The 21,484-nt window shown below is 42.2% G+C and carries 19 protein-coding genes; 10 read left to right on the top strand and 9 right to left on the bottom strand.

Annotation, left to right across the window (positions count from 1 at the left end; translation table 11 throughout):
* Nucleotides 1-6 precede the first annotated feature (6 nt).
* A complete protein-coding gene (locus AAG747_RS23675) occupies nt 7-1,680 on the bottom strand; it encodes a DUF3289 family protein (protein WP_346823725.1) in 1,674 nt (557 codons plus the stop codon).
* A gap of 805 nt (nt 1,681-2,485) precedes the next feature.
* Here AAG747_RS23675 and AAG747_RS23670 point away from each other — a divergent pair.
* From AAG747_RS23670 to AAG747_RS23640, 7 genes are all read left to right on the top strand, one after another.
* A complete protein-coding gene (locus AAG747_RS23670; protein WP_346823724.1) occupies nt 2,486-3,043 on the top strand; it encodes an RNA polymerase sigma factor in 558 nt (185 codons plus the stop codon).
* Nucleotides 3,033-4,400: a porin family protein gene (locus AAG747_RS23665; RefSeq protein ID WP_346823723.1), complete on the top strand. Its 1,368-nt coding sequence runs from the start codon at nt 3,033-3,035 to the stop codon at nt 4,398-4,400. Before AAG747_RS23670 ends, AAG747_RS23665 begins: the two co-directional genes overlap by 11 nt.
* 118 nt (nt 4,401-4,518) lie before the next feature.
* The gene (locus tag AAG747_RS23660) at nt 4,519-5,382 is read left to right on the top strand and encodes a hypothetical protein (RefSeq protein WP_346823722.1); all 864 of its coding nucleotides are present in this window, start codon (nt 4,519-4,521) and stop codon (nt 5,380-5,382) included.
* A 152-nt stretch (nt 5,383-5,534) separates the two neighbouring features.
* Nucleotides 5,535-6,311, top strand: coding sequence for a hypothetical protein (locus AAG747_RS23655; protein WP_346823721.1), 777 nt, complete (start codon nt 5,535-5,537; stop codon nt 6,309-6,311).
* Nucleotides 6,312-6,344: 33 nt separating this feature from the next.
* Nucleotides 6,345-6,770, top strand: a complete 426-nt coding sequence (locus AAG747_RS23650) for an OB-fold protein (protein ID WP_430300670.1) — start codon at nt 6,345-6,347, stop codon at nt 6,768-6,770.
* A 25-nt stretch (nt 6,771-6,795) separates the two neighbouring features.
* Nucleotides 6,796-7,362 (top strand): YceI family protein, encoded by a 567-nt coding sequence (locus AAG747_RS23645; RefSeq protein WP_346823719.1) that lies wholly within the window; start codon nt 6,796-6,798, stop codon nt 7,360-7,362.
* A 3-nt stretch (nt 7,363-7,365) separates the two neighbouring features.
* Entirely contained in the window at nt 7,366-8,250 is an 885-nt protein-coding gene (locus tag AAG747_RS23640; RefSeq protein WP_346823718.1) for a DUF5777 family beta-barrel protein, read from the top strand.
* Between the two features lie 6 nt (nt 8,251-8,256).
* Here AAG747_RS23640 and AAG747_RS23635 read toward each other — a convergent pair whose 3' ends face one another.
* From AAG747_RS23635 to rplU, 8 genes are all read right to left on the bottom strand, one after another.
* Entirely contained in the window at nt 8,257-8,700 is a 444-nt protein-coding gene (locus AAG747_RS23635; RefSeq protein ID WP_346823717.1) for a macro domain-containing protein, read from the bottom strand.
* A gap of 105 nt (nt 8,701-8,805) precedes the next feature.
* Nucleotides 8,806-9,732, bottom strand: a complete 927-nt coding sequence (locus AAG747_RS23630; RefSeq protein ID WP_346823716.1) for a diacylglycerol kinase catalytic domain-containing protein — start codon at nt 9,730-9,732, stop codon at nt 8,806-8,808.
* A 73-nt stretch (nt 9,733-9,805) separates the two neighbouring features.
* Nucleotides 9,806-10,816 carry an SPFH domain-containing protein gene (locus tag AAG747_RS23625; RefSeq protein ID WP_346823715.1) on the bottom strand — a complete coding sequence of 337 codons (1,011 nt, stop codon included), beginning with the start codon at nt 10,814-10,816 and terminating at the stop codon, nt 9,806-9,808.
* Between the two features lie 81 nt (nt 10,817-10,897).
* Nucleotides 10,898-12,337, bottom strand: coding sequence for a nicotinate phosphoribosyltransferase (locus AAG747_RS23620; RefSeq protein ID WP_346823714.1), 1,440 nt, complete (start codon nt 12,335-12,337; stop codon nt 10,898-10,900).
* 77 nt (nt 12,338-12,414) lie between these two features.
* Nucleotides 12,415-13,326, bottom strand: coding sequence for an NUDIX domain-containing protein (locus AAG747_RS23615; RefSeq protein ID WP_346823713.1), 912 nt, complete (start codon nt 13,324-13,326; stop codon nt 12,415-12,417).
* A 314-nt stretch (nt 13,327-13,640) separates the two neighbouring features.
* The gene (locus AAG747_RS23610) at nt 13,641-14,327 is read right to left on the bottom strand and encodes an NUDIX hydrolase (protein WP_346823712.1); all 687 of its coding nucleotides are present in this window, start codon (nt 14,325-14,327) and stop codon (nt 13,641-13,643) included.
* A 275-nt stretch (nt 14,328-14,602) separates the two neighbouring features.
* On the bottom strand, nt 14,603-14,863 hold the full coding sequence (gene rpmA, locus AAG747_RS23605) for a 50S ribosomal protein L27 (RefSeq protein WP_346823711.1): 261 nt from the start codon (nt 14,861-14,863) through the stop codon (nt 14,603-14,605).
* Between the two features lie 13 nt (nt 14,864-14,876).
* Nucleotides 14,877-15,185 carry a 50S ribosomal protein L21 gene (rplU, locus tag AAG747_RS23600; protein ID WP_346823710.1) on the bottom strand — a complete coding sequence of 103 codons (309 nt, stop codon included), beginning with the start codon at nt 15,183-15,185 and terminating at the stop codon, nt 14,877-14,879.
* A 528-nt stretch (nt 15,186-15,713) separates the two neighbouring features.
* Between rplU and AAG747_RS23595 the strand changes: the two genes are divergently transcribed.
* From AAG747_RS23595 to AAG747_RS23585, 3 genes are all read left to right on the top strand, one after another.
* On the top strand, nt 15,714-16,682 hold the full coding sequence (locus AAG747_RS23595) for a ribonucleoside-diphosphate reductase small subunit (protein WP_346823709.1): 969 nt from the start codon (nt 15,714-15,716) through the stop codon (nt 16,680-16,682).
* A 338-nt stretch (nt 16,683-17,020) separates the two neighbouring features.
* On the top strand, nt 17,021-17,818 hold the full coding sequence (locus AAG747_RS23590) for a lysophospholipid acyltransferase family protein (protein ID WP_346823708.1): 798 nt from the start codon (nt 17,021-17,023) through the stop codon (nt 17,816-17,818).
* Between the two features lie 544 nt (nt 17,819-18,362).
* A complete protein-coding gene (locus AAG747_RS23585; RefSeq protein ID WP_346823707.1) occupies nt 18,363-20,726 on the top strand; it encodes a ribonucleoside-diphosphate reductase subunit alpha in 2,364 nt (787 codons plus the stop codon).
* Nucleotides 20,727-21,484 lie beyond the last annotated feature (758 nt).

Here is a 21,484-nt window from a genome sequence, read left to right as displayed (position 1 = left end):
AGTAAACTATATTTTTCCTGGATGTGTGTAAAACGGACTGGTAATTTGCTCAATTTTGGCATCTAACTCACTATCTTTTTCTTCTTTACGGTTTTGCTCTCTTTCAAACATTCCCTCTTTCAAGTTGCCCCGAAAGGTATTTTGAAATGACATTTTGGTGATAAAGGGTTTATAACCCCGTAGATGTTGTAGGGCAAACCATACTGCAAAAGTCTCTTTGGCATAGGGAATTGTATTGGGAAGAGCCTCAATATCGGTCATATCCAGTCCAAAATGATCCCATAAGGTAACCTGGTATTTTACCGTGTAGTCTTCTCCCCTGAAGTCTATATCTTCGATCATAACTTCTGTTGCCCAGATATCGTTGAGGGCGATGGTTTCTCCTCGTATAGTATCTGTAAGTGAGCCGAAAGTGGGCCGGGCAAAGCGAATATAATCCCCCTCTTCATTTTTCTTTACGGTGATTTTACCTTTTTTATCTCTATCCTGCCACTCGAAATCGGGAATATTATCAATAATCGGAAGAAGTTTCCCTTGGCTCTCTTTTAACTTTTCTGCTATATAGTCTTGCAAATGTTCGCAATATTTTTTTGTGGCAGAATGGTTGGCAATTTGATTGGTTAGAACTTCATCCTCGTATATTCCTCCTTCATTGGCCTGGAACTTGGCAATCATCCGTTTGATATTTCCTTCCATTGCTCCAATTGCAAAACAAGTTGTTGCATACTCTTCAAATAACTTAAATAGGTTTTTATCACTTGTATCACGTATGAATAAACTCCCTTCATGGTAGGCTTTGACATCTTTTCCGGAATCTATAATCCATGGCACTTCAGCCTGGTAAATCTCTTCTTGCGAATAAATTGCTTTGGGATAACTAGCCCTATCGTACTCATTGGATATATACAATGCTTTATTATTGAAGTGTTCATCTCTTCTTGCATTATATTCATTAAAGTGATCCGATCCTACTTGAGAGGGCCGGTATCCTATTGATGAATCATAAGGGTTTTCCCTGATGGTATCCATATTGGCAAAAACCCCGTGTTTTTCTATATCAAAGCCGTTGACTATATACTCTTTCCTATATTTTTTTACCTCATCAGGGGGGTATACACTTGTATGGTTAGAAGAAACAGCCCCTTTACCATAGGTCAAGTCATGGGCAATATCTTCTCCATCGCGATCCAAACCTGGCATTTTGTACCGGTCTATACAAAATGGGAAACTCACCAGTGGTACTTCAATGCTTATGTCTTTAGAAGCACTTTGACAAAATGCATAAATCCTGACTTTTTCTCCTTGTGAAGGGGTGTATTTGTAGCAAATGGTGTTGTCTTCTTTGTACAACTCAGAGGAAGGCAATTCTTCTCTTGTTCCTTTTTCATCCTGTTCAACACTCCACTTGATATGCCGGAATGGATCATGGACTGATTTTGAGAACTGGGTAGCTTTAAAGATATAGGACTTGCCTACAATCATCTCTTCCACCTGTCTTCCATCTTCTGTAAAAGGTCCCTCGATTTTCTCAACTAGTGGTTTGGGTATTTTTAATTTTGCTTCTTTCATTGTCTCAGGTTTACCTGGTACCCAAGCCCTTGCAATTATTTCTTCGGTATCATCTGTAATTTGTACTTTAAAGCCATTCGAATGGCTTTTTTCAACTTTTAAATTTCCCATGATTTTTGTTGTTGTGTTTAACGGTATGGTGTATAAGTAGCCCTTCCTCAAAAGGTTACTGTCCTGATGTTTTGCAAATAGAGTTTTTAAGAAGTCTAATCCTTATTAATCACCCGGGTAATATTTAGCCCGCTGATTTCTCCTAACACATAGGCCGTAAATAAGCCGAATACCATTCCCCAAAATGCCTCAATGATTTGAAGCCCCCTGAGAAGTTGAAGAAGGGCTCCTGTTCACTAAAAAGCAAGTAGCCCAGGTACAGGAGAACCGCAAATAAGAGCCTGTCGAAGTTTGGTATTTATCAAAATGAATGGCCTCTATGGCCATACGAAAGAATTGTATTTTTACCGCTTCAAAGGTATATTATATAAAATAAATTTCGATGTTATTATAATTATTTTTATACCTTTTTGGGTAAAAAATAAAAAAGATATCCCTCGAAAGGGGAAAGGTTTGATAGAAATGTAGGATAACGTTCTCTGTTTATTGTGTAACTCACAGAAATTAGACTCCGCAACTTGGATGCTCAAATCTGTTTTTGGGCGAATCATTGGTATTTCAAAAAAAATTATCATCCCAGCCAACCTTTTTGGCTTACCCCCTGGTATTCGTAATAAATGCTTTTAATCCTTCAGCGAGGGAATGCAACCTTATTCTTTCTCATGATTTGATTTAAAGATTTTGAAAAACGACCTTGAATGAAGTGATGGTGGAATGGCTCTGTATTCCGGATCATAAAAAAATAACAACCAACAAACTTTTTCCTAGTTACTTTATGTACTAAAAACAAACAAGTAAGAATACCTTGAGTCGGGATAAATCTGCAAATACCAAACTGTTAAAAGCCTGTATCAACAATGACAGGGGGGCTCAGAAAGAGTTGTATAAGCTCTATTATGGCTATGGTATGAGTATTTGCTTGAGATATGCCGATTCGAAAAACGAGGCCGCAGAAATACTAAATGACGGGTTTATGAAAATTTTTAAATACCTCAAGAGCTTTGATCTCAGCAAACCGTTCAAGCCTTGGTTCAGCCGGATCATGGTGAATGCTGCGGTGGACTATTTTCATAAAAGCAATAAGAAAATCGAGACGGAGGAATTGGACAAAGCCCGGGAAGTTGCTGACGATGCGAATATCATCGCAGGAATTTCTTATTCCGAAATCATTGAGATCATGCAGAAGTTACCACCTTCTTACCGTACAGTGTTCAATTTGCATGTAATAGAAGGTTATTCACACGAGGAAATTGCAGAACAATTAGGCGTATCGGTGGGTACTACCAAGTCGAATCTGTTTAAGGCCCGGAAATGCCTGAAGGAAATGTTGGAGAAAGTATTGGAGAAACCCTATGCCGGATAAGGAGAAAGACCATATCGACAATTTTATCAAAAAGGTACTGGAGGGCTATGACGTGCAGTACGAAGAGCCGCATTGGGAAGCCTTGGAAGCCCAGTTGGATCAGGAGCTTCCGGTGGAAAAAAAGCCTTATAACCAGTATTATGTGATCAGTAATATTATTACCGGGTTTGCCTTGTTGCTTTATTTGTTAAGACCGGGGTACTTTGAGATGACAGGGAAAGATCATTTGGACCGGAATCCATTCGTTTCAAATCCAAAAGAACTGTTCGTTGTACCTGATGAAATAGAAGACAAGGCAGAGCATCTTGAAGAAAAAGCTTCGGATAAACCTGAAGACAGAACTAACTCCAAACTACCGGAAACAAAAACAAGAGAGAACCAAGAGGTGGAGAAGTCCACGGTAGTAAACAGGGAGGGAGACAAGGTGCCGGATCAATCCAATAAGTTTGACAAGGAGAATTTAGTCGGTCAAGAAAAACCTGAGTGGTCTCCAACTTTGAAAGCCCCTTCTAAAGAAGGAGGTAGGGGGTTGGCCCCGGTTCAAGAGAAAAAAACAACATTTGTTTTCCCGGATAGCACAGAGTATTCCTCAAAAATATTACTTGCCAAAGAGGAAGAGAATCCAAAATACAGCATGTTTGTGCCAGAAAAATGTCCGGGCCTTGCCTGCAAAGAACATCCGGTGGCAATAGACTTTCCGAATGAAATTTACACGGAGACGGGAACGTCCATAGAAGAAAAGAGTCAGGACAAGCCAGAAAATTCACTCTCTATAGGGGTTTCGTTGGCTCCGGATTTTAACAGTGTGGGTTTGGACCAACAGAAAAAATACTCGGGTAAGTTAGGCATCAATGTTCAATACAGCGTACACAACCGCTGGATATTGAGTGCAGGCATCCTTTACAATCGCAAAAAATACCTGACCACCGGAGAGCGGTATGTGCCTCCCTATGGCTATTGGAAAAGCAAAACCAATGGCATTGTTCCGGAAAATGTAGACGGGCATTGTGGAGTAGTGGATATTCCGTTGAAGTTAGGATATAACTGGACTGCCAAAAGCAAGATTCACTTGATTACTTCCTTGGGAGTCAGTACATATATTTTGTTGGACGAATATTACGAATTTGAGTTTACTTCGCCTAATCCCGGAGCGGCCGGGGGGTGGGGGACAGAAGATAACTCAAAGGTAGTGGCTGGCCTGGCAAATGTATCGTTGGCTGCCGAATGGCCATTGAGCCAACGGTTTTCACTCCGGGTGGAACCGTACCTGATAGTACCGCTCAAAAAAGTCGGTTGGGGAAAAGTGGATTTATACAGTACAGGAACCTTGTTCAGTATACTTTATCGCTTAAAATAAGGGAACCAATTGACGGAAGGAACAGAGTAAAAGGGCCATTTCTGAATTTTTTATTTACGGAACCAATACTGCCTTATAAAAGGTGGTAAGGCATTCTATTATCTAAATTTTACTAAAAATGACTACAAAAAGACAATTGCTCAAGCTGTGTATGATTGCTTGGGGCATCACATTAAGCCTATCGATGAGTTCTTGTAAGGATGATGATGATACGGCACCTGAAGATCGGGCAAGTAGGGTTCAGTTGAAACCGGATGCCACACACGGAACCATCCTGACAGATGGGAATGGCGTAACACTGTATGTATTTAGCCCTGATGTAACAGGGGAAAGCGAATGCACGGGAGGCTGCCTCGACCGCTGGCCTATTTATTATGCTGTCGATATGAAAGTGGGAGAAGGTTTGGACGCTTCGGATTTTGCTACGGTGACCCATTCGAACGGTGAAAAGCAAACCACTTACAAAGGTTGGCCACTCTATTATTATGCCCCCGGTGGAGATGGCAAGAAAGAAAGTGCCGGGATGGTTACCGGTGAGGGAGTGGGGAATGTATGGTTTGTGGCTAAACCGGATTATAGTTTGATGATAGCCAAAGGGCAATTAGTCGGTAAGGACGAAAAAAACTATAAAAGCGACTATACGGAAGGAGAAGAACAGACTGTCTATTTTACGGATGGAATGGGACGTGCCCTTTACATTTTTATAAATGATACCAAAGACAAAAATAATTATACGAAAGAAGATTTTAGTAATGATGCAACCTGGCCTATTTTCCATGTAGCTGTTCATACGTTACCCTCGATCTTGAACCAAGCCGATTTTGGCGAAATTGATGTATTTGGCAAAAAACAATTGACTTTCAAGGGTTGGCCTTTGTACTACTTTGGAGGGGATGCACAGCGGGGTGAAACCAAAGGGGTTAGCGTACCGGTACCGGGTGTTTGGCCTGTGGTCAACGGTGATTTGGCCGAGGCGGAATAAACTGTAAAAAGGGTTTTCCTTGTTATGTTTAGTAAGTACTCTGTACCAAGACCTTCCAGGTTTTCGAAAACCTGGAAGGTCTGATCACCTCAAAAAAAAACACCTGATATCCTTCCTGAAAATCATTGACCCATAACGTAAAACAGGACTCCATGAATAAACTAAACTTACTTCTTCTCGTGTTTTTTGTCAGCTGTGAGTGGGAGCAGCTTCCTCCCCCGGTTGATTGCACTATATCGGACCTCCGGATTCAGTTGGAAGAACGTCAAATGGCAGATTGTGGAGTTGCCAACGGAGGACTTACCGTACAAGCCCAAGGGGGAGTCCCTCCTTATTCATATAGTACGCTTCGGGGCAAAACGTCCTCTATGGGACTGTTTACAGGACTTGCGGCAGGGGTATATACTGTAATGGTGGAAGATAGCAAAGGTTGTGAGGCGGCCATGGAAGTGGTGGTTGCCAATCAAAGTGGGGTCAATATTCAAACCATTGATAAGTCGGAAGCAAATTGCGGTGCATCCAATGGTAGTATAGAAGTTATGGCAGAGGGAGGAGAAGCACCGTATTCCTACCGTATAGGCAGTGAAAATTTTCAAGAAAATAACCGCTTTAACAACCTTCCCCCGGGCATTTTTGAAATTACCGTCAGAGACCAAAACGGTTGCGAAAGTGTTCAGGCGGTGCAATTGAATTCTTCTGTCAGCTATAGTAATACCATTGCCCCGATTATTCAAAACAATTGTGCCATATCGGGTTGCCACAACGGTACCCAAGCACCTGATTTAAGAAGTTTCAATACGGTCCGGGCCAATGCAACAAATATTAAACAACTGACCGGAAACAGAACCATGCCTTTAGAAGGGAGTTTGAGCCAAAACGAAATCGATCAAATAGCCTGCTGGGTAGATGACGGAGCCTTGAACAATTAACTATTTTCTTACACAAATCACTGAATAGAACTGATGAGCCGGAATACGATTTATGGTTTCCTTTTGCTGCTTGCGATGGTTTTGATAGGAGTGGGGCTGTATTTATACAACAAACCCAGGCCTTCCATGGAACAACAATCCGCTGCGTATACGGTAAAGGCAATGGACTGGATTGAGGAGTATACGGCTGATGAAAATGCTGCCAATCAGAAGTATTTAGGCAATGTCATTGAAGTAGAAGGAGAAATCCAAGAAGTACAAATGGAAAAAACACCGATGTTAATCTTGACAGGGAATGGGATGAATTCCGTCCAATGTGTTTTTCCGGAAGGGTATTCATTTGATCCGGAAGTGAAGCCTGAAGCCTCCATTACTGTCAAAGGAATGTGTAACGGAATGTTGCTGGATATCATTTTGACGGAATGTATGATTGTCTCTTCCGTACCGGAAGAAAAGTAAACCTAATTATTGGACACAACTACCTATGAAGACAAATATCCTCATGTTGCTTGTACTAGTCGTATCATGCATGCACTCTTTTGCCCAGTCGATGGAGAAGCAAACCATGATCGACAGAAACGGAACAACCTCTTTTTTTTCAGTTGCACCTTTGGAAAACATTGTGGCGGTGAACAATCAAGTATTGGCGGCCATCAATTTGCAGAAGGGAACAGTGGCCGTAAGTATGTTGATGAGGGGTTTCCGCTTTAAAAAAACCTTAATGGAAGAGCACTTTAATGAAAACTATGTAGAATCAGACAAATACCCCAAAGCCACTTTTCAAGGGACCATTAAAGATTTTACCCTTTTGCCCTTTGACCAAAACGGAAGCTTTGAAGCCGTAGTGGAAGGGGAAGTCTCTCTTCATGGGGTCACCCAACCTTTGAGTACAGAGGTACAATTTACCCTGACCGACAAGTTTGTACAGGCCAGCACCACTTTTGAGCTGGTTGTGGCGGACTTTGAAATCAAAATACCACAGTTGGTGGTAAATAATATTGCCAAAAAAGTAGAGGTACAGTCACGTTTTAATTTTTCAAAAAAGAAATAAGTCATGAAACAACTCATATGTCTCGTGGGAGCGGTCTTGTTGAGTGTGCCACTTTGGGGGCAAGATGATTTGCTGTCGGAACTGGAAGAAAAGCAGGAAGCTACGCCCACCTTAGTCACAGCCACCTTTAAAGGCATTCGTTTGATTAATGGGCATTCGGTGGAAACCCGGAAGAAAAAGAACCTTGATTTTTTGATTTCTCATCGTTTTGGAACACTGAACAGCGGAAGTTATCAACTCTTCGGTTTGGACGATGCTATGGTCCGGTTTGGTTTGGAATATGGCATTACCGACCGGCTTTTTATCGGAGTAGGAAGAAGTTCTTTCGAAAAAACTTACGATGCCTTCGTCAAATACCGGCTTTTATGGCAAAGTACCGGACCAAATCCGGTGCCTTTGTCCGTTACCTGGTTCAGTTCGGTGGCCGTACGTACCTTGAGAGAACCGGATGTGGATTTAACCTTTTCCAACAAGCTGGCAAACACCCATCAACTGTTGATAGCCCGGAAGTTTTCCAGCAATTTTTCGCTTCAGATAATGCCTACCTGGGTGCATTACAATCTGATTCGTTCAGAAGACCGGCACAACGATGTCTTTGCTTTGGGAATGGGAGGGAGGTATAAAGTAGCCAAACGGGTAGCCATCAGTGCCGAATACTATTGGCAATTGCAAACCCGCAATGAAGATACCTACGATGCCTTGGCGATAGGGGTGGATATCGAAACCGGAGGGCATGTGTTTCAGTTGCAGTTTACCAATGCCACGGCCATGATTCCCAAAGGCTTTATCGGTGAAACCCGCAACGATTTCTTTGGAGGAGATATCCACTTTGGCTTTAATATTTCCAGAACCTTTCAATTGGGTGGAAAAAAAGAAGAAAAGTGGTGAAAGGAATTATTTCCCTTCCCACTTGACGATGGTCACGTCTTCGTCCGCCAGTTCTTCTTGGATGATGCTGAAGATGATTTCCCAGTCCCCTCCGGCCAGCCCGGCTCCGATCAGAGGCATACCTATTTTCTTTCCTGAAAACTGCTGTTTTAGTGCCTGCATGCAACTTTTCACCGCCTCGTAGTCACAGTGCATTTTATCACGGCCATAACGGTATTGGGTATATGCGTTTACGACAATAGGATGCGTATTTTGGGTGAAAGTGAGTGTGCCTAGTTTATCACGGTCACCCTTGGTAGTTTGTTGGTCCACTTCAAAGGCTTCCGGAAAGGTTTGCCGGATTTGCCGGGCTATGCCGCTACCCATTGTGCAAAAACAATTGGCTCCATGTACTATTACATCAAAGTCCTGAGCTTGTAAGATCAGGTCGCCTGTTATTTCCCGGATCATATTATTATTTATAGTAATGAATAGTTTGTAAAAGAATTAATTAATGATCCGTAAAATTACTGAATCTCCTTCAATCCCTCGATCTTCAATCCTTCAATCCTTCCTTTAATTTTGGTACAATTTCACTTTCTCTTTGGCAGTACTGATGGTGACGGTTTTGCCGGAGTTAAACGCGATAAAATCTTCCAGAATACCATCGCTGAAAATGACCCCATCGTCCGGCATTTGGGATTCGATGACCAACTGACTTTCAGTAGTTACCGAGCCGGCCACGAGGTTTGCCCCGGTATAGGGACTTTTGAACGGTTCGCGTACGATAAAGCACAAACGGTCCTCGTCCCAGTTCATGGCATAGGAGCAAGGGGATTGATCCAAGCCCAGAAAAGAAAACAAACCGTTCAATTCGTTAAATACCGAACTCAACCAGCCGGTAGCACCTGCCCCGGTGGAAACAATCAATCCACTGGACGACTGCACTTCTGTTTGCCCTCGAAAGCTCAATTTATACCGGGCCGAAGTATGGTTGGATTTGCCAATGTAAAAGTCGTTAAAGGCCAGTAATTTCTGACCGTCATTCAGTTGTGCCTCGGCTAAGGTAATTTGTTTGAACGAGGCCTGGGCTTTCAAGGCTTTTTGAATACCTGTTTGAAAGGTTTCTATGGTGAAAGGGAGCAATACCCCGTTGTTGCGTTGAGGATCAGGGTTGATCGCCAGTACCGGGTTGCTTCCCGCATATTTTGCCGTATTGGCCACCAGTCCGTCTTGCCCGATGACCACTACCAGGTCGGCCGGGGCAAAGAGAAAAGAAGGCAAATAGGTTTTGTCCAACACGGTAGTTTTCAGGGTTTGGGTAAGGGACTTTTGTACGGTGAGTAGGCTTTCGTAAAAAGTGTTGTGTTCAGCTTCATAGGCAGCAAAATCCCCTCCGTTGTGCTCAATGTAAAATTTGGCCTGGGCCTTGGAATTGAAGCGTTCGACCAATTGTTCCAGGCGGGTTTTACTTTTTACTAAGATGATGCGGTCAAAGTCCATAGCGAATCATTTATGAGTTAAAAAGGCCTAAACCTTCCAGGTTTTCAAAACCTGGAAGGTTTACTACAAGTCATCAACCTCGTTTTTTCACCAAGGTATTCAACAAATCCGGGCTGATGTGCAGGTTTTCGATTTTGCCGGCATTTTCGGCCAGCTCCCGAAAAGCCATGGCAATGTTGGAACCCGGGTCACCGGAGCCGTTCAGGGCCATCAGCATTTTCCAGTCAAGGTCGCGGTATGGCTTGAGCATGGTCTCGATGGAATAGCCTTTGGCATCGGCATTTTTCTTCTCATTGCTTACCTGCATGTCAATTAGTCCCTGCCGTTTGTTCTCTACCGAAATGTCCGCTTCGATCCGCATTTCCCGGATTTTTCGCTGGTTTTCCGCTTCAGCCACTTGCCGCTCCATCTGCTTTTGCGCAATTTCCTTTTTCTTTTCTTCCACGGCAATTTCCGTATTCAACTCACTTTGCTGGATCATACGTTCCTGTTCTACAGCAAAGTTTCTACGTTCGTAGATCGCCTCGTCCGCTTTCTTTTGCAGTTCCTCCCGCGCTTTGGTCTCCATGGCCCGGCTCATTTCCGGGGTGGCTTTTACTGCCAGTACGTTCACACTCAAAGGGGTAATTCCAAGGGAGCCGATGGTGGAAGAGTTTTGCAGGTATTCGGAAATGACTTTTCCCAAAGCATCAAAACTTGTTACAGCCTCCATCAGTTGCAATTTGCGAATAAAAGCAGCTGTAGCCGTTTGGGCTTCGTTGATGATCCGTTCGTTGAGTTTTTCGTAATCATCCGTTTTGTATACACCTTTCCCATCTACCGTAAAGTCCAGGACTTCGGCCAGTTGTTTCGGGTTTTCGATTTTATAAGTAATCTGACCTTGTACGGATATTTCCTGAAAGTCGGCGGTGGTTTCCGTGTAAATAAAATTGACATCATTGCTTCCCATCGGAATAGCAGCAATGGAGGTATTGGGAGCGAAATAGAAGAAGGACAAACCCCGTCCTTCTTTTGCGACTTCTCCGTTTTTATATCGGATGACATAGGTCATCGCATCGAATTGAATGTATTTTAAACCAAACATTTTTTCTGTGATTTAGCTTCGCAAAGGCGTGATGTATTGCACCCTTGCGAGGTTGTTATGATTAATTAAACTGGCGATTCCCTAAACCAGAACTTTGCTGCAATAAGGCACTGTTGCCTGCTCGCGGACTTCTTCGAAAGACCACTCTTTGATGAGTTTTCCATTTTCAAAGACGGTGACCATCTGGTCTTCCAGTTCGGGATAGTCGCCTTCGTTAACAGTGTGGTATTCCCCTTCTATTTTTACCAGTTTCAATCGTCCGCCTTTAGACTTTTTGAAACTTCCGGTGATATTTCCCTGAGCGTCCATTTCGGTAGGGCTTTTTTGTACGGTCACTTCTTTTCCATTCACTTTGGCGTAGCTACATTTTAGAGCAAACTTTTGCGTGTCGCGATCCAGCTTTTGCAACAAAGCACCTCCCATACCCAACACCAGGTTTTCCGCACTGATTTGATGTTGTTTTAAGGCTTCGTACATTTCTAGGATGGCATCGTAATTCACCCCATCGCCCTGGATTACCCGCACTTGCGGAGGCAGTACTTTGTAGCCTTTCTCGTTGACGGTATAGCCGAATTTGTCAAACAGGATTTCAAAGATTTTCAACAAGGTCATCACGGGGTCTCCACTGTCAGGACGGATCACCAAAGTACCTTCGCGGTCGAGGATTTCCGTTTTGAGTTCTTCACCCCAGTAGTTTTCGCAGGCATTGAAAATATTGTAACTGTCGGAAACACAAGCGACAATGCCCGTAGGGAATGTTTCTAATACATGTTTGAAAATATCCAGTTCTCCCTCTTTGCCTAAGAGCGTGCAGATACTGTGTTCCGTGGCCGGAATGCTCATTCCCTGCATTTTTTGAGCTTTGTAGTATCGCTTGGCAAACACGGAGGCTGCGATGTTATCGCTTCCGGCAAAGTTGACCAAATGGGCGCTTCCTCCGAGGCCGGCACTTTCCACACTACTGACGCCCCTGAAACCAAAGTCGTTCAATACAAACTCGATTCCTGCTTCCGCTCCTTCGGTAGCCGTCTCTTCAAAATAACGGGTCACCACTCTTTTCACTTCCCGGCTGACGGTTGCTACCGTGCTGGGGTACCAAACCTGCATCAACAAAGTTTCCAGGAAGTTGGTCAGCCAGAAGCATTCGGGATCGGTGTTTTCGATGGTCATCAGTACGTTACTGACTGGCACGGTTGCTCCTTCGGGTACGGCTTTGATACGCACAGGCAATTTGCCCTTATGCCGGTCGAGTATATATTGGAATTTACGTTTATCAAACACATCATCTCTACCGAAAACCTGTATCATCAAGTCCTCGGCCTCATCCAGGTCTTCTTGAGTAAAAGCTATACCTTCCAGGTATTCTTTCAAAAAATATTGTAAGCCATAAAAAACGGTACTGTCAAATTTTCCTCCGCGACTTTCCAAATAACTGTATACCTGAGAAGTACCAGGGTAGTATAATTTATGGTGAGAATATTTATAGGCATCGGCTAAAAGGACTAAATTTTCGCGTTTCATTGTGGTTGAGGTTTTGAGGTTAAGAAGTATAAGTGAGGTAGATACTTGGGATTGGAGGCGAGTGAAGAACCTAATTCCTATGCCTCCAAGAGTTCTGGTTGTTGGTATTTTCTTTCTAGAAATTCCATCATCGGGATATGCTCTTCGCTGATGGCACCTTGTTCGATCATTTGAGAAATGCCTTTCACCGGAAACCAGGCCAAGTCCATAATATCGTCTTGCGCTTTAGGAGTCCCATATTGAAAGTCACAACTGAAAAGCGTGGTAATGATTTTATCGGATTCGCTCCGGTAGCGCCAGTCGTCAATTTTGACAGAAGTTTCGTAGTGCATTGGGCCGGTTTCGAGCATCCCGGCTTCTTCCATAAGTTCGCGCTTGGCGGCTATCTCAAAGCTATCGTCTTCCGGGTCTGAAAATCCCCCGATCAATCTCCATTGATGATTGATGGCTTTTTTGCCTAATAAGATTTCCGTTTTGTGATTCCGGAAAACCGCCACATCCACTGTGGCATATACTTTTTTATATTGATTGTGATAGGCATAGAGTATACCCGCCCGGAAATCATTGGAGTCAAATACTTTGTCTGCGTATTTTTTTCGGAGTTCCGTAGCATTATACTCTCCGTGTTCGGGCAATTCTACGGTAGTAAATCTTCCATTGTAATAGGGGATAAAGCTATCTCGGCTACCGTACAAGGCAAATTGCTCGGAAGGAAAAGCACTACTTAAAAGCTTGTCCAGATTTTCCGACCAGGTTTTATCATTGGGATGGTCACTCAGAGGCAATACAATTACTTCATTGCACTCCTTTTTGATCATTTTTTCCCGGGTATGAAAATCATAGGGGTTCTTACAGCTTCCTGCCACCGGACTTACACCCAATACGATGATCAATTTGTTGTGTTTTTCCTGTACTTGCTTGATCAAGTCCTTATGTCCTTCGTGTAAATAAGGGGTTTGAAATCTGGCGATGATCACTCCTGTTTTCATATCGGTAAAATTTATTTGCGTTTCAATGACACAAATATAAATATGTGTTTTAATTACGCAAAATAATTTGTGTAAAAATTACGTAAATATTTTCGAGTAAATTTTAATTATTTGAAAATCAGTTGTTTGATTAAAATATTTTTTTTGAAAAAAATACAGTTGTCAGAAGGGAAGGATAAGTTTGCTCTTTTGGGAGTAAAGCATCTAGCTCACGATGGAAACTATAAATGGCAAGGGTGTTTGTGATAGGTGTTTTTGTATCGTCAAATTAGATAAGGGTGGAGAGAAGTGAGGCAGCAGGGATATGAATGTCTTTAAATTTCAAAATTAATCCCCTCTTTCTTTAATTGAAAGTATTTTTCTTCATTGAATTTAAACAGGTTACCGGGGCGGCCTGCACCGGAAAGAATCTGCTTTTCGGAAGTTTCTTCCAAAAAACCGAATTTGAGGATTTTCTTTTTGAAATTTCTACGGTCAACCGGGCGGTCTAATACCGTAGAATAGAGTTTCTCCAGTTCGGAAAAAGGAAACTTTTCATCCAACAATTCAAAACCAATAGGTTCGTAAACGATCTTTCCTTTCAGCCGCTGGATGGCTACGTTCAGAATTTGTTGGTGATCAAAGGCCAGCCCCGGAAGTTTTTTTACATTAAACCAAGCCACATCGCTGGCATCGGTACTGGCATGTACTTCAAAAGCATCAGGGCGCACCAAGCCATAGTAGGTAATGGAAATCACCCGGTTGCGCGGGTCACGGGCCGGTTGACCAAAGCTATACAATTGTTCCAGGTAGTTGATCGAAACGCCGGTTTCCTCTTGCAACTCTCTTTCTACCGCTGTTTCCAACGATTCCTCGTTTTTTACCAGTCCGCCCGGTAAGGCCCAGGAACCTTTGAACGGTTCGATCTTCCGTTTGATCAGTAATACAGACAAACCTTCTTTGGAGGTGTACCCAAAGACTACGGCATCTACAGCTACTTTTATGTTTTGAGCGGTTGGCATAGGGCAAAGATAGGTACAGATGTAAGTATTACACAAATCGGAAGAAGTAAGGAAAGCAACACCTCACAGGGGTATTGTATACGGCCTCTTCATTTTGCGATAGGGCCTTCTTTAATTGTGTTTGGAAGAGTGTATAAATGTGCCCTTATACAGTCCAGGCCAAGAGGTTTTTAACACTGTCTTTCCCATACAAAATCATAGAAAACAATAAACCCAAGCATTCCTTGGAACACTTGGGTTTTATGTATCAAAAATAGTATACTTCCTAAGTCTTATTATTCTGCAGTAGGAACCACATGAACATAAGATCTCTTCTTATATCCTTTTCTGAATTCAACAGTGCCATCGATCAAGGCAAACAAAGTGTGATCTTTACCGATCCCTACATTGTTTCCTGCGTGATGTTGTGTACCTCTTTGTCTTACGATGATGTTGCCGGCTACGGCCTCTTGGCCACCATAGATCTTTACACCTAATCGTTTACTTTCCGATTCACGACCGTTTCTCGAACTACCAGCTCCTTTCTTATGTGCCATAATTTTTAGTAGTTTATGAAATTCCTTCGATTAAAACCTTAGTAAATTGTTGTCTGTGACCGTTGGACTTCTTGTATCCTTTTCTTCTTTTCTTCTTGAATACAATTACCTTGTCGCCTTTCACATGCTCAAGTACCTTTGCTTTCACACTAGCACCTGCCACGAGAGGACTACCTACTTGTACATCCCCGGCATTTTCTACCAACAAAACTTTGTCAAACTCAACATTATCCCCTGCATCTTTGTCAAGACGGTGGGTATAAATGTATTTATCCTTCTCTACTTTGAATTGTTGACCTGCGATTTCTACTATTGCGTACATTGTCTTATTCTATTTTAGAAATGGCTGCAAAAATATTATTTAAAAGGAATATTCACAACAACTTACGAGAAATTTCCATATTTTTTTCACAAGTAAAAATTCAGAAAGGAAAATAGGCAGTTTTTTGCCGGTTGTTGCGAATGAACCGACTAAGTTATGGAAGAAGAAAGGAAATCAAAAAAATATACCTGCTCTTTTTTGAGGTTGGCCGGAAGAAACCCGAAAGATGTTTTGTAAAACAACTTACTGAGGGCTATTAAAGATGCTCTTGTGGTTGAATTTATGCTTTGGGAGGGAGTTGCTACACGGAAGATTTTTTTAAAGTATAAATATTTCATAATCAACCTGTAAGAGGCAGAGTTGATTTTCATCACTTTCTATTCTCTTTTTATTTTGTGATATTTGTTTGGCCTAAGACAAGGTAAAAAAACAATCAAATCATCATTCATTTTTATTATTAGACTGTAAGCATTAGCCTTATCATCTATATATTCACTTTGTAAAGCTATCATAATGGGAGCAAACACAATGGAAGAACCGATATTAAAGGAGAATAAGGATCGTTTTGTCCTCTTCCCAATTGAGCATCATGATATTTGGGATTTCTATAAAAAAGCAGAAGCCAGCTTTTGGACTGCGGAAGAAATTGACCTGTCGGCTGACTTGAAAGACTGGGAAAAGTTGACAGATGGCGAGCGGCATTTCGTCTCACACGTACTGGCCTTTTTTGCTGCCAGTGATGGAATCGTGAACGAAAACCTGGCCGAAAACTTTGTATCGGAAGTGCAGTATACCGAAGCGAAGTTCTTTTATGGTTTCCAGATTGCGATTGAGAATATCCACTCAGAGACCTATTCGCTGTTGATCGATACCTATATAAAAGACTCAAAGGAAAAAGACTATTTGTTTCATGCCATCGAAACGATGGATTGTGTGAAGAAAAAAGCCGACTGGGCTTTGCGTTGGATCGATGAAGGGTCTTTTGCCGAGCGTTTGGTGGCATTTGCTGCAGTGGAAGGGATTTTCTTCTCCGGAAGTTTCTGTTCGATTTTCTGGTTGAAAAAGAGAGGTTTGATGCCCGGTTTGAGCTTTTCAAACGAGTTGATCTCCAGAGACGAAGGTTTGCACTGTGATTTTGCCTGCCTGCTTTATACACAACATGTTGTGAACAAGCTGCCGGAAGAAACCATCGTGAAAATCATCAAAGATGCCGTAGCGATTGAAAAAGAGTTTGTCGTGGATGCCTTGCCGGTAAAATTGATCGGAATGAATTCAGACCTGATGTGCCAATACATTGAATTTGTGGCGGACCGTCTGTTGGTCTCTTTAGGATGCGCTAAGATTTATAATTCTACCAATCCTTTTGACTTTATGGAAATGATCTCCTTGCAAGGAAAAACCAATTTCTTTGAAAAGCGAGTGTCTGATTATCAAAAGGCTGGGGTGATGAATAAGGAAAAAGAAAAGCCCAAGTTTACGTTGGACGAAGACTTTTAGACGTTAAGCGTTCGTAGCACTGATAATTTGTGGTACAGATCATGAGAGTAGTTAGAAATACATATCCCGGAAGGCTTTTTTTGCGTAAATTCGAGTTCTCCGGATGGTATAATGCTATGATGCCGTGTGATCAGGCTTCGAACTGAAATCAAATTATTCTGCCCGGGCATTTGTTTCGAGATTAGAAACAAATGCTTTTTTATTTGCCAAATAATGCAGAATATTGAGTGTTGTTTCCTGTCTTTGGCAAAAAAGATAAGGTAGGCAAATATTTTACTGTCTCCAGCCATGACAACCAAATATATAGCTGGAATCCGTTCGGTAAACCAAGTAGAAGAATGGAGAAATCAATAAAAGAAGCAGAAAAGAAAAAAAAGGATAACAAGCTACAATTAATCAAAAAGGATCCCTTTGGGAACATCCTTATTTTGAAGCGCTTGTTGATCAGCTTTTTGGCCACGGTTACTTATGGCCGGCTGAATATTGTCAATAAACTTAAAATAGAAGGGACGGAATATCTCAAGGACTTGCCGCGGAGCAATGTGATGTTTATTTCCAATCATCAGACATATTACGCGGACGTTATTGCGTTATACCATATTTTCTGTAGTGTGAAATGGCGCTTCCGCAACTCTATTAATTTGCCCGTATACATGTTAATCCCCCGGGTGAATACCTATTATGTAGCTGCGGAAGAAACCATGAAAGAGAGTGGTTTGTTACCTAAAATTTTCTCCTATGCCGGAGCGGTTACCGTAAGGCGCTCATGGCGTTCCAGAGGGGAAAACGTTCAACGTGGGGCAGACACCTCCGCTCCTAGAAAAATCAAAAAAGCCTTGGAGCACGGTTGGGTGGTCAATTTCCCACAAGGTACGACTAGTCCCTTTGCTCCGGTGCGTAAAGGAACGGCCCATTTGATTAAAGAATTTCAACCTTTGGTAGTCCCTGTGGTAATTGATGGTTTTCGTAGGGCTTTTGACAAGAAAGGGCTGTTTTTTAAGAAAAGAGGAACAATTCTTAGTGTAAAATTCAAAGCACCGATGGTTTTTAGCGGGGATGAATCGGTGGATGAGATTATGTCGAAAATCCGGGGAGCGATCGAGCAAGACCCGGCTACAAAGCAATCGGAGGCGTAGGAATGCTTGTTGGTTCTTTTTGCTACGGTTTACCGGATGGCGTATCGTACAATCAGAAGCAAGGGCAAACCTTTGATGCCGGCAGCAACATTTGGGTGAAAAGATCAGCAAAGAGGAGGCGGGTATCTTTGGCCGCGAAGAAATTTTCCAAAATCAAAAAAATAAAAATACCCTAAAAAGCCCGCTAAGTGGGCTTTCATTCCTTTTATCTTCCCGCTAGTATTTTTTAACAAAAAATCTTCTTCTTTTTTTCCAGAATTGTCCCATCTTTGCAGCCAATTTCCCAGGAAAAATAAGGGCGCTTGCCCCATATAAATTCCTTCAAATAGATTTCTTAGTCAGGAGCCCGGAAACTTTTCCAAAGGCTTAGATTTTTGATTGATTTTCTTTAGTTTTAAAAAACATGTTCATACAGGGCCACTCGCCTATTGTACTATTCTAATTAACATTTTAACTAAGTGTATAGCTATTAACCAACGCTTACTTTTTACCGGTGAGTGCTCACTATTATATTGTCAGTTATCTAAAAAAGGTCTAAAAAAATATGCTAGTAGTCAAACGCGATGGGCGCAGAGAAAGCGTAAAATTCGATAAAATTACAGCCCGGATTGAAAACTTGTGTAAAGGGCTCAATCGTAAGTATATCGATCCGGTTGATATTGCCAAAAAAGTGATCGAAGGTTTATACGATGGAGTTACTACCGTAGAGTTGGATCACTTGGCCGCTGAAACAGCTGCCTCACTGACCACCCGGCACCCGGACTATGCCATTCTCGCTGCGCGAATCGCCATCTCTAATTTACATAAGGTGACCAGTAAGTCTTTTTCAAATACGATGAAAAGACTGTATGGCTTTATCGACCCTATTACCGATGAGCATTCTCCGATGATTTCCAAAGAAGCGTATGAGGTAATCCGGAAAAATGCCGCAAGGTTGGATGAAGCTGTAGATTATGAACGCGACTATGATTTCGATTACTTCGGTTTCAAAACCTTGGAGCGTTCGTACTTGTTACGTATCGATGGCAAAATTGTGGAAAGGCCACAACATATGTTTATGCGGGTCGCGATTGGTATCCACATGCACGATATAGATGCGGTGTTGGAAACTTATAATTTGCTTTCCGAAAAGTGGTTTACCCATGCAACACCTACTTTGTTTAACTCGGGTACTCCCAAGCCTCAGATGTCTTCTTGCTTCCTGTTGTCAATGAAAGAGGACAGTATTTCCGGAATTTACGATTCGTTGAAGCAATGTGCGTTGATTTCTCAATCGGCCGGAGGAATTGGTCTGAGCATTCACAATGTACGGGCTACCGGTTCTTATATCAAAGGAACCAACGGTACTTCCAACGGAATTATCCCGATGTTGAGAGTCTTTAACGATACGGCCCGCTATGTAGATCAAGGAGGGGGTAAACGTAAAGGGGCTTTTGCCATCTACCTGGAGCCATGGCATGCAGATGTGTTTGAGTTTTTGGATTTAAGAAAAAACCATGGAAAGGAAGAAATGCGAGCCAGAGACTTGTTCTACGCTCTGTGGACTCCGGACTTGTTTATGAAGCGTGTTGAAGCGAACGAAGAATGGTCACTTTTCTGTCCGAATGAAGCTCCGGGCTTAGCAGACACTTATGGAGAGGAGTTCGAAAAACTCTATGAAAAATATGAGCGGGAAGGCCGGGCGCGCAAAGTAGTGAAAGCGCAAGAGCTTTGGTTTGCTGTTCTCGAGGCACAAACCGAAACCGGTACACCTTATATGTTGTATAAGGATGCCGCCAATAAGAAATCCAATCAGAAGAATTTAGGAACAATCAGATCCAGTAACTTATGTACGGAGATCATTGAGTATACTTCACCGGATGAAGTGGCCGTGTGTAACCTGGCTTCACTCTCTCTTCCTAAATTTGTTATTGATGGCAAATTCGATCATCAAAAACTTTATGAGGTAACGTATGTGGTTACCAAAAACCTGAATAAAATCATTGACCGCAATTACTATCCGGTGCAAGAAGCCAGAAACTCTAACCTCCGTCACCGTCCGATCGGATTGGGAGTGCAAGGGTTGGCTGATGCTTTTATGTTGTTGCGTATGCCATTTGATTCGGAAGAAGCCAAGGCGCTTAACAGCGAGATCTTTGAAACGATGTACTTCGCATCTATGACAGCTTCCAAAGACTTGGCAACAGTGGAAGGTGCTTATGAGACGTTTAAAGGATCTCCGGTTTCCAAAGGTATCTTCCAGTTTGATATGTGGGGGGTAGAGCCCAGCTCCGGACGTTGGGATTGGCATTCTTTAAAAGCAGAAGTGAAGAAGCACGGAGTGCGCAACTCTCTGTTGTTAGCCCCTATGCCTACGGCTTCTACATCTCAGATTCTGGGAAACACAGAGTGCTTTGAGCCTTATACTTCCAATATCTATACGCGTAGGGTATTGTCAGGGGAGTTTATTGTTGTGAACAAGCATTTGTTGAGAGAACTGGTGGAATTAGGTTTGTGGTCGGATGACATGAAGAATGAGTTGATTGCGGCGAATGGTTCTGTTCAAGGCATGGATATTCCACAGAATTTGAAAGACCTGTATAAGACAGCCTGGGAAATTAGCCAAAAGGCAATTATTGAAATGGCTGCTGATCGGGGAGCATATATATGTCAAAGCCAGAGTTTGAATATCTTTATGAAAGATGCCAACTTCGGTAAATTGACTTCCATGCACTTCTATGCTTGGAGAAAAGGCTTGAAGACAGGTATGTACTACTTGAGAACAAAGGCTGCGGCTGATGCAATTAAGTTTACGGTTGATACCCAAAAGCTCAATAACCCTGTGAAGGAAGAGGTTCAAGAGCAAAATATGAGCGATATGCAATGCTCATTGGATGATCCGGACGGTTGCGTTGCCTGTTCCGGTTAATCCTTCTCTTACGTATTATAGTATGAAAGGCTTTGTACTGCTTTTGCAGTACAAAGCCTTTTTTCTTGAACTAAGTCTTGGCGCAAACCTGAAGGCGGGAAATGCTTTGCCTGTGCATTATATAGAATGAATAGCTAGGGGCTTGGTGGTTCGTCTGAAGGCTTCCTACACTTGCTTATAAGGTATGACGGTGTATAGGGTGAGTCTAAGGTGGCCAGGAAGCTTTGTATTATACTTTAAATAGTAAGAGGAGTGAGGTCTTGCTATATAACATAGGGATAAGTATGAAAGCCTGTATTATCCGGTTAGGAAAGGTATTATAATATGAGAACAAGTTTTGTTTGGTCTGTACGGTCTTTAATCCGGTCGATGTAAAGGATCATTTGATACAGGCATTATGGAATATATACGGTTTTGGTTTTATCATCTACAGTATAGAAGAGGTGTAGTAAGGAAGAGATTTAGGAAAGAAGGGATGTTTTTTTAAGGTTTTACATTTTTCTTTAAGAAAAATCATGCGCTTTCATTTGTGGAAAGCCGGATAAAATGCTTGTGAAACTTCCTTTTTTCAAGAACTTCATAACTTTTTTAAAAAATGTTTGCTTCGCATTTCACTGACTTTTCTCTTGTGTTGAAATCCGATTCAAAAAAAGTTTTGTATATAAAGTTTTTGTATTCAGTATGTTAGGTAATGGGTTAAAAAAAAGATGGGATAGGGGTTTGGAAAGTTGGTTGGGATTGCTACTTTTGCAACCGCT

Source organism: Rapidithrix thailandica, from assembly GCF_039710355.1.
GTDB lineage: Bacteria > Bacteroidota > Bacteroidia > Cytophagales > Flammeovirgaceae > Rapidithrix > Rapidithrix thailandica.
This window is presented reverse-complemented; position numbering and strand designations above follow the sequence as displayed.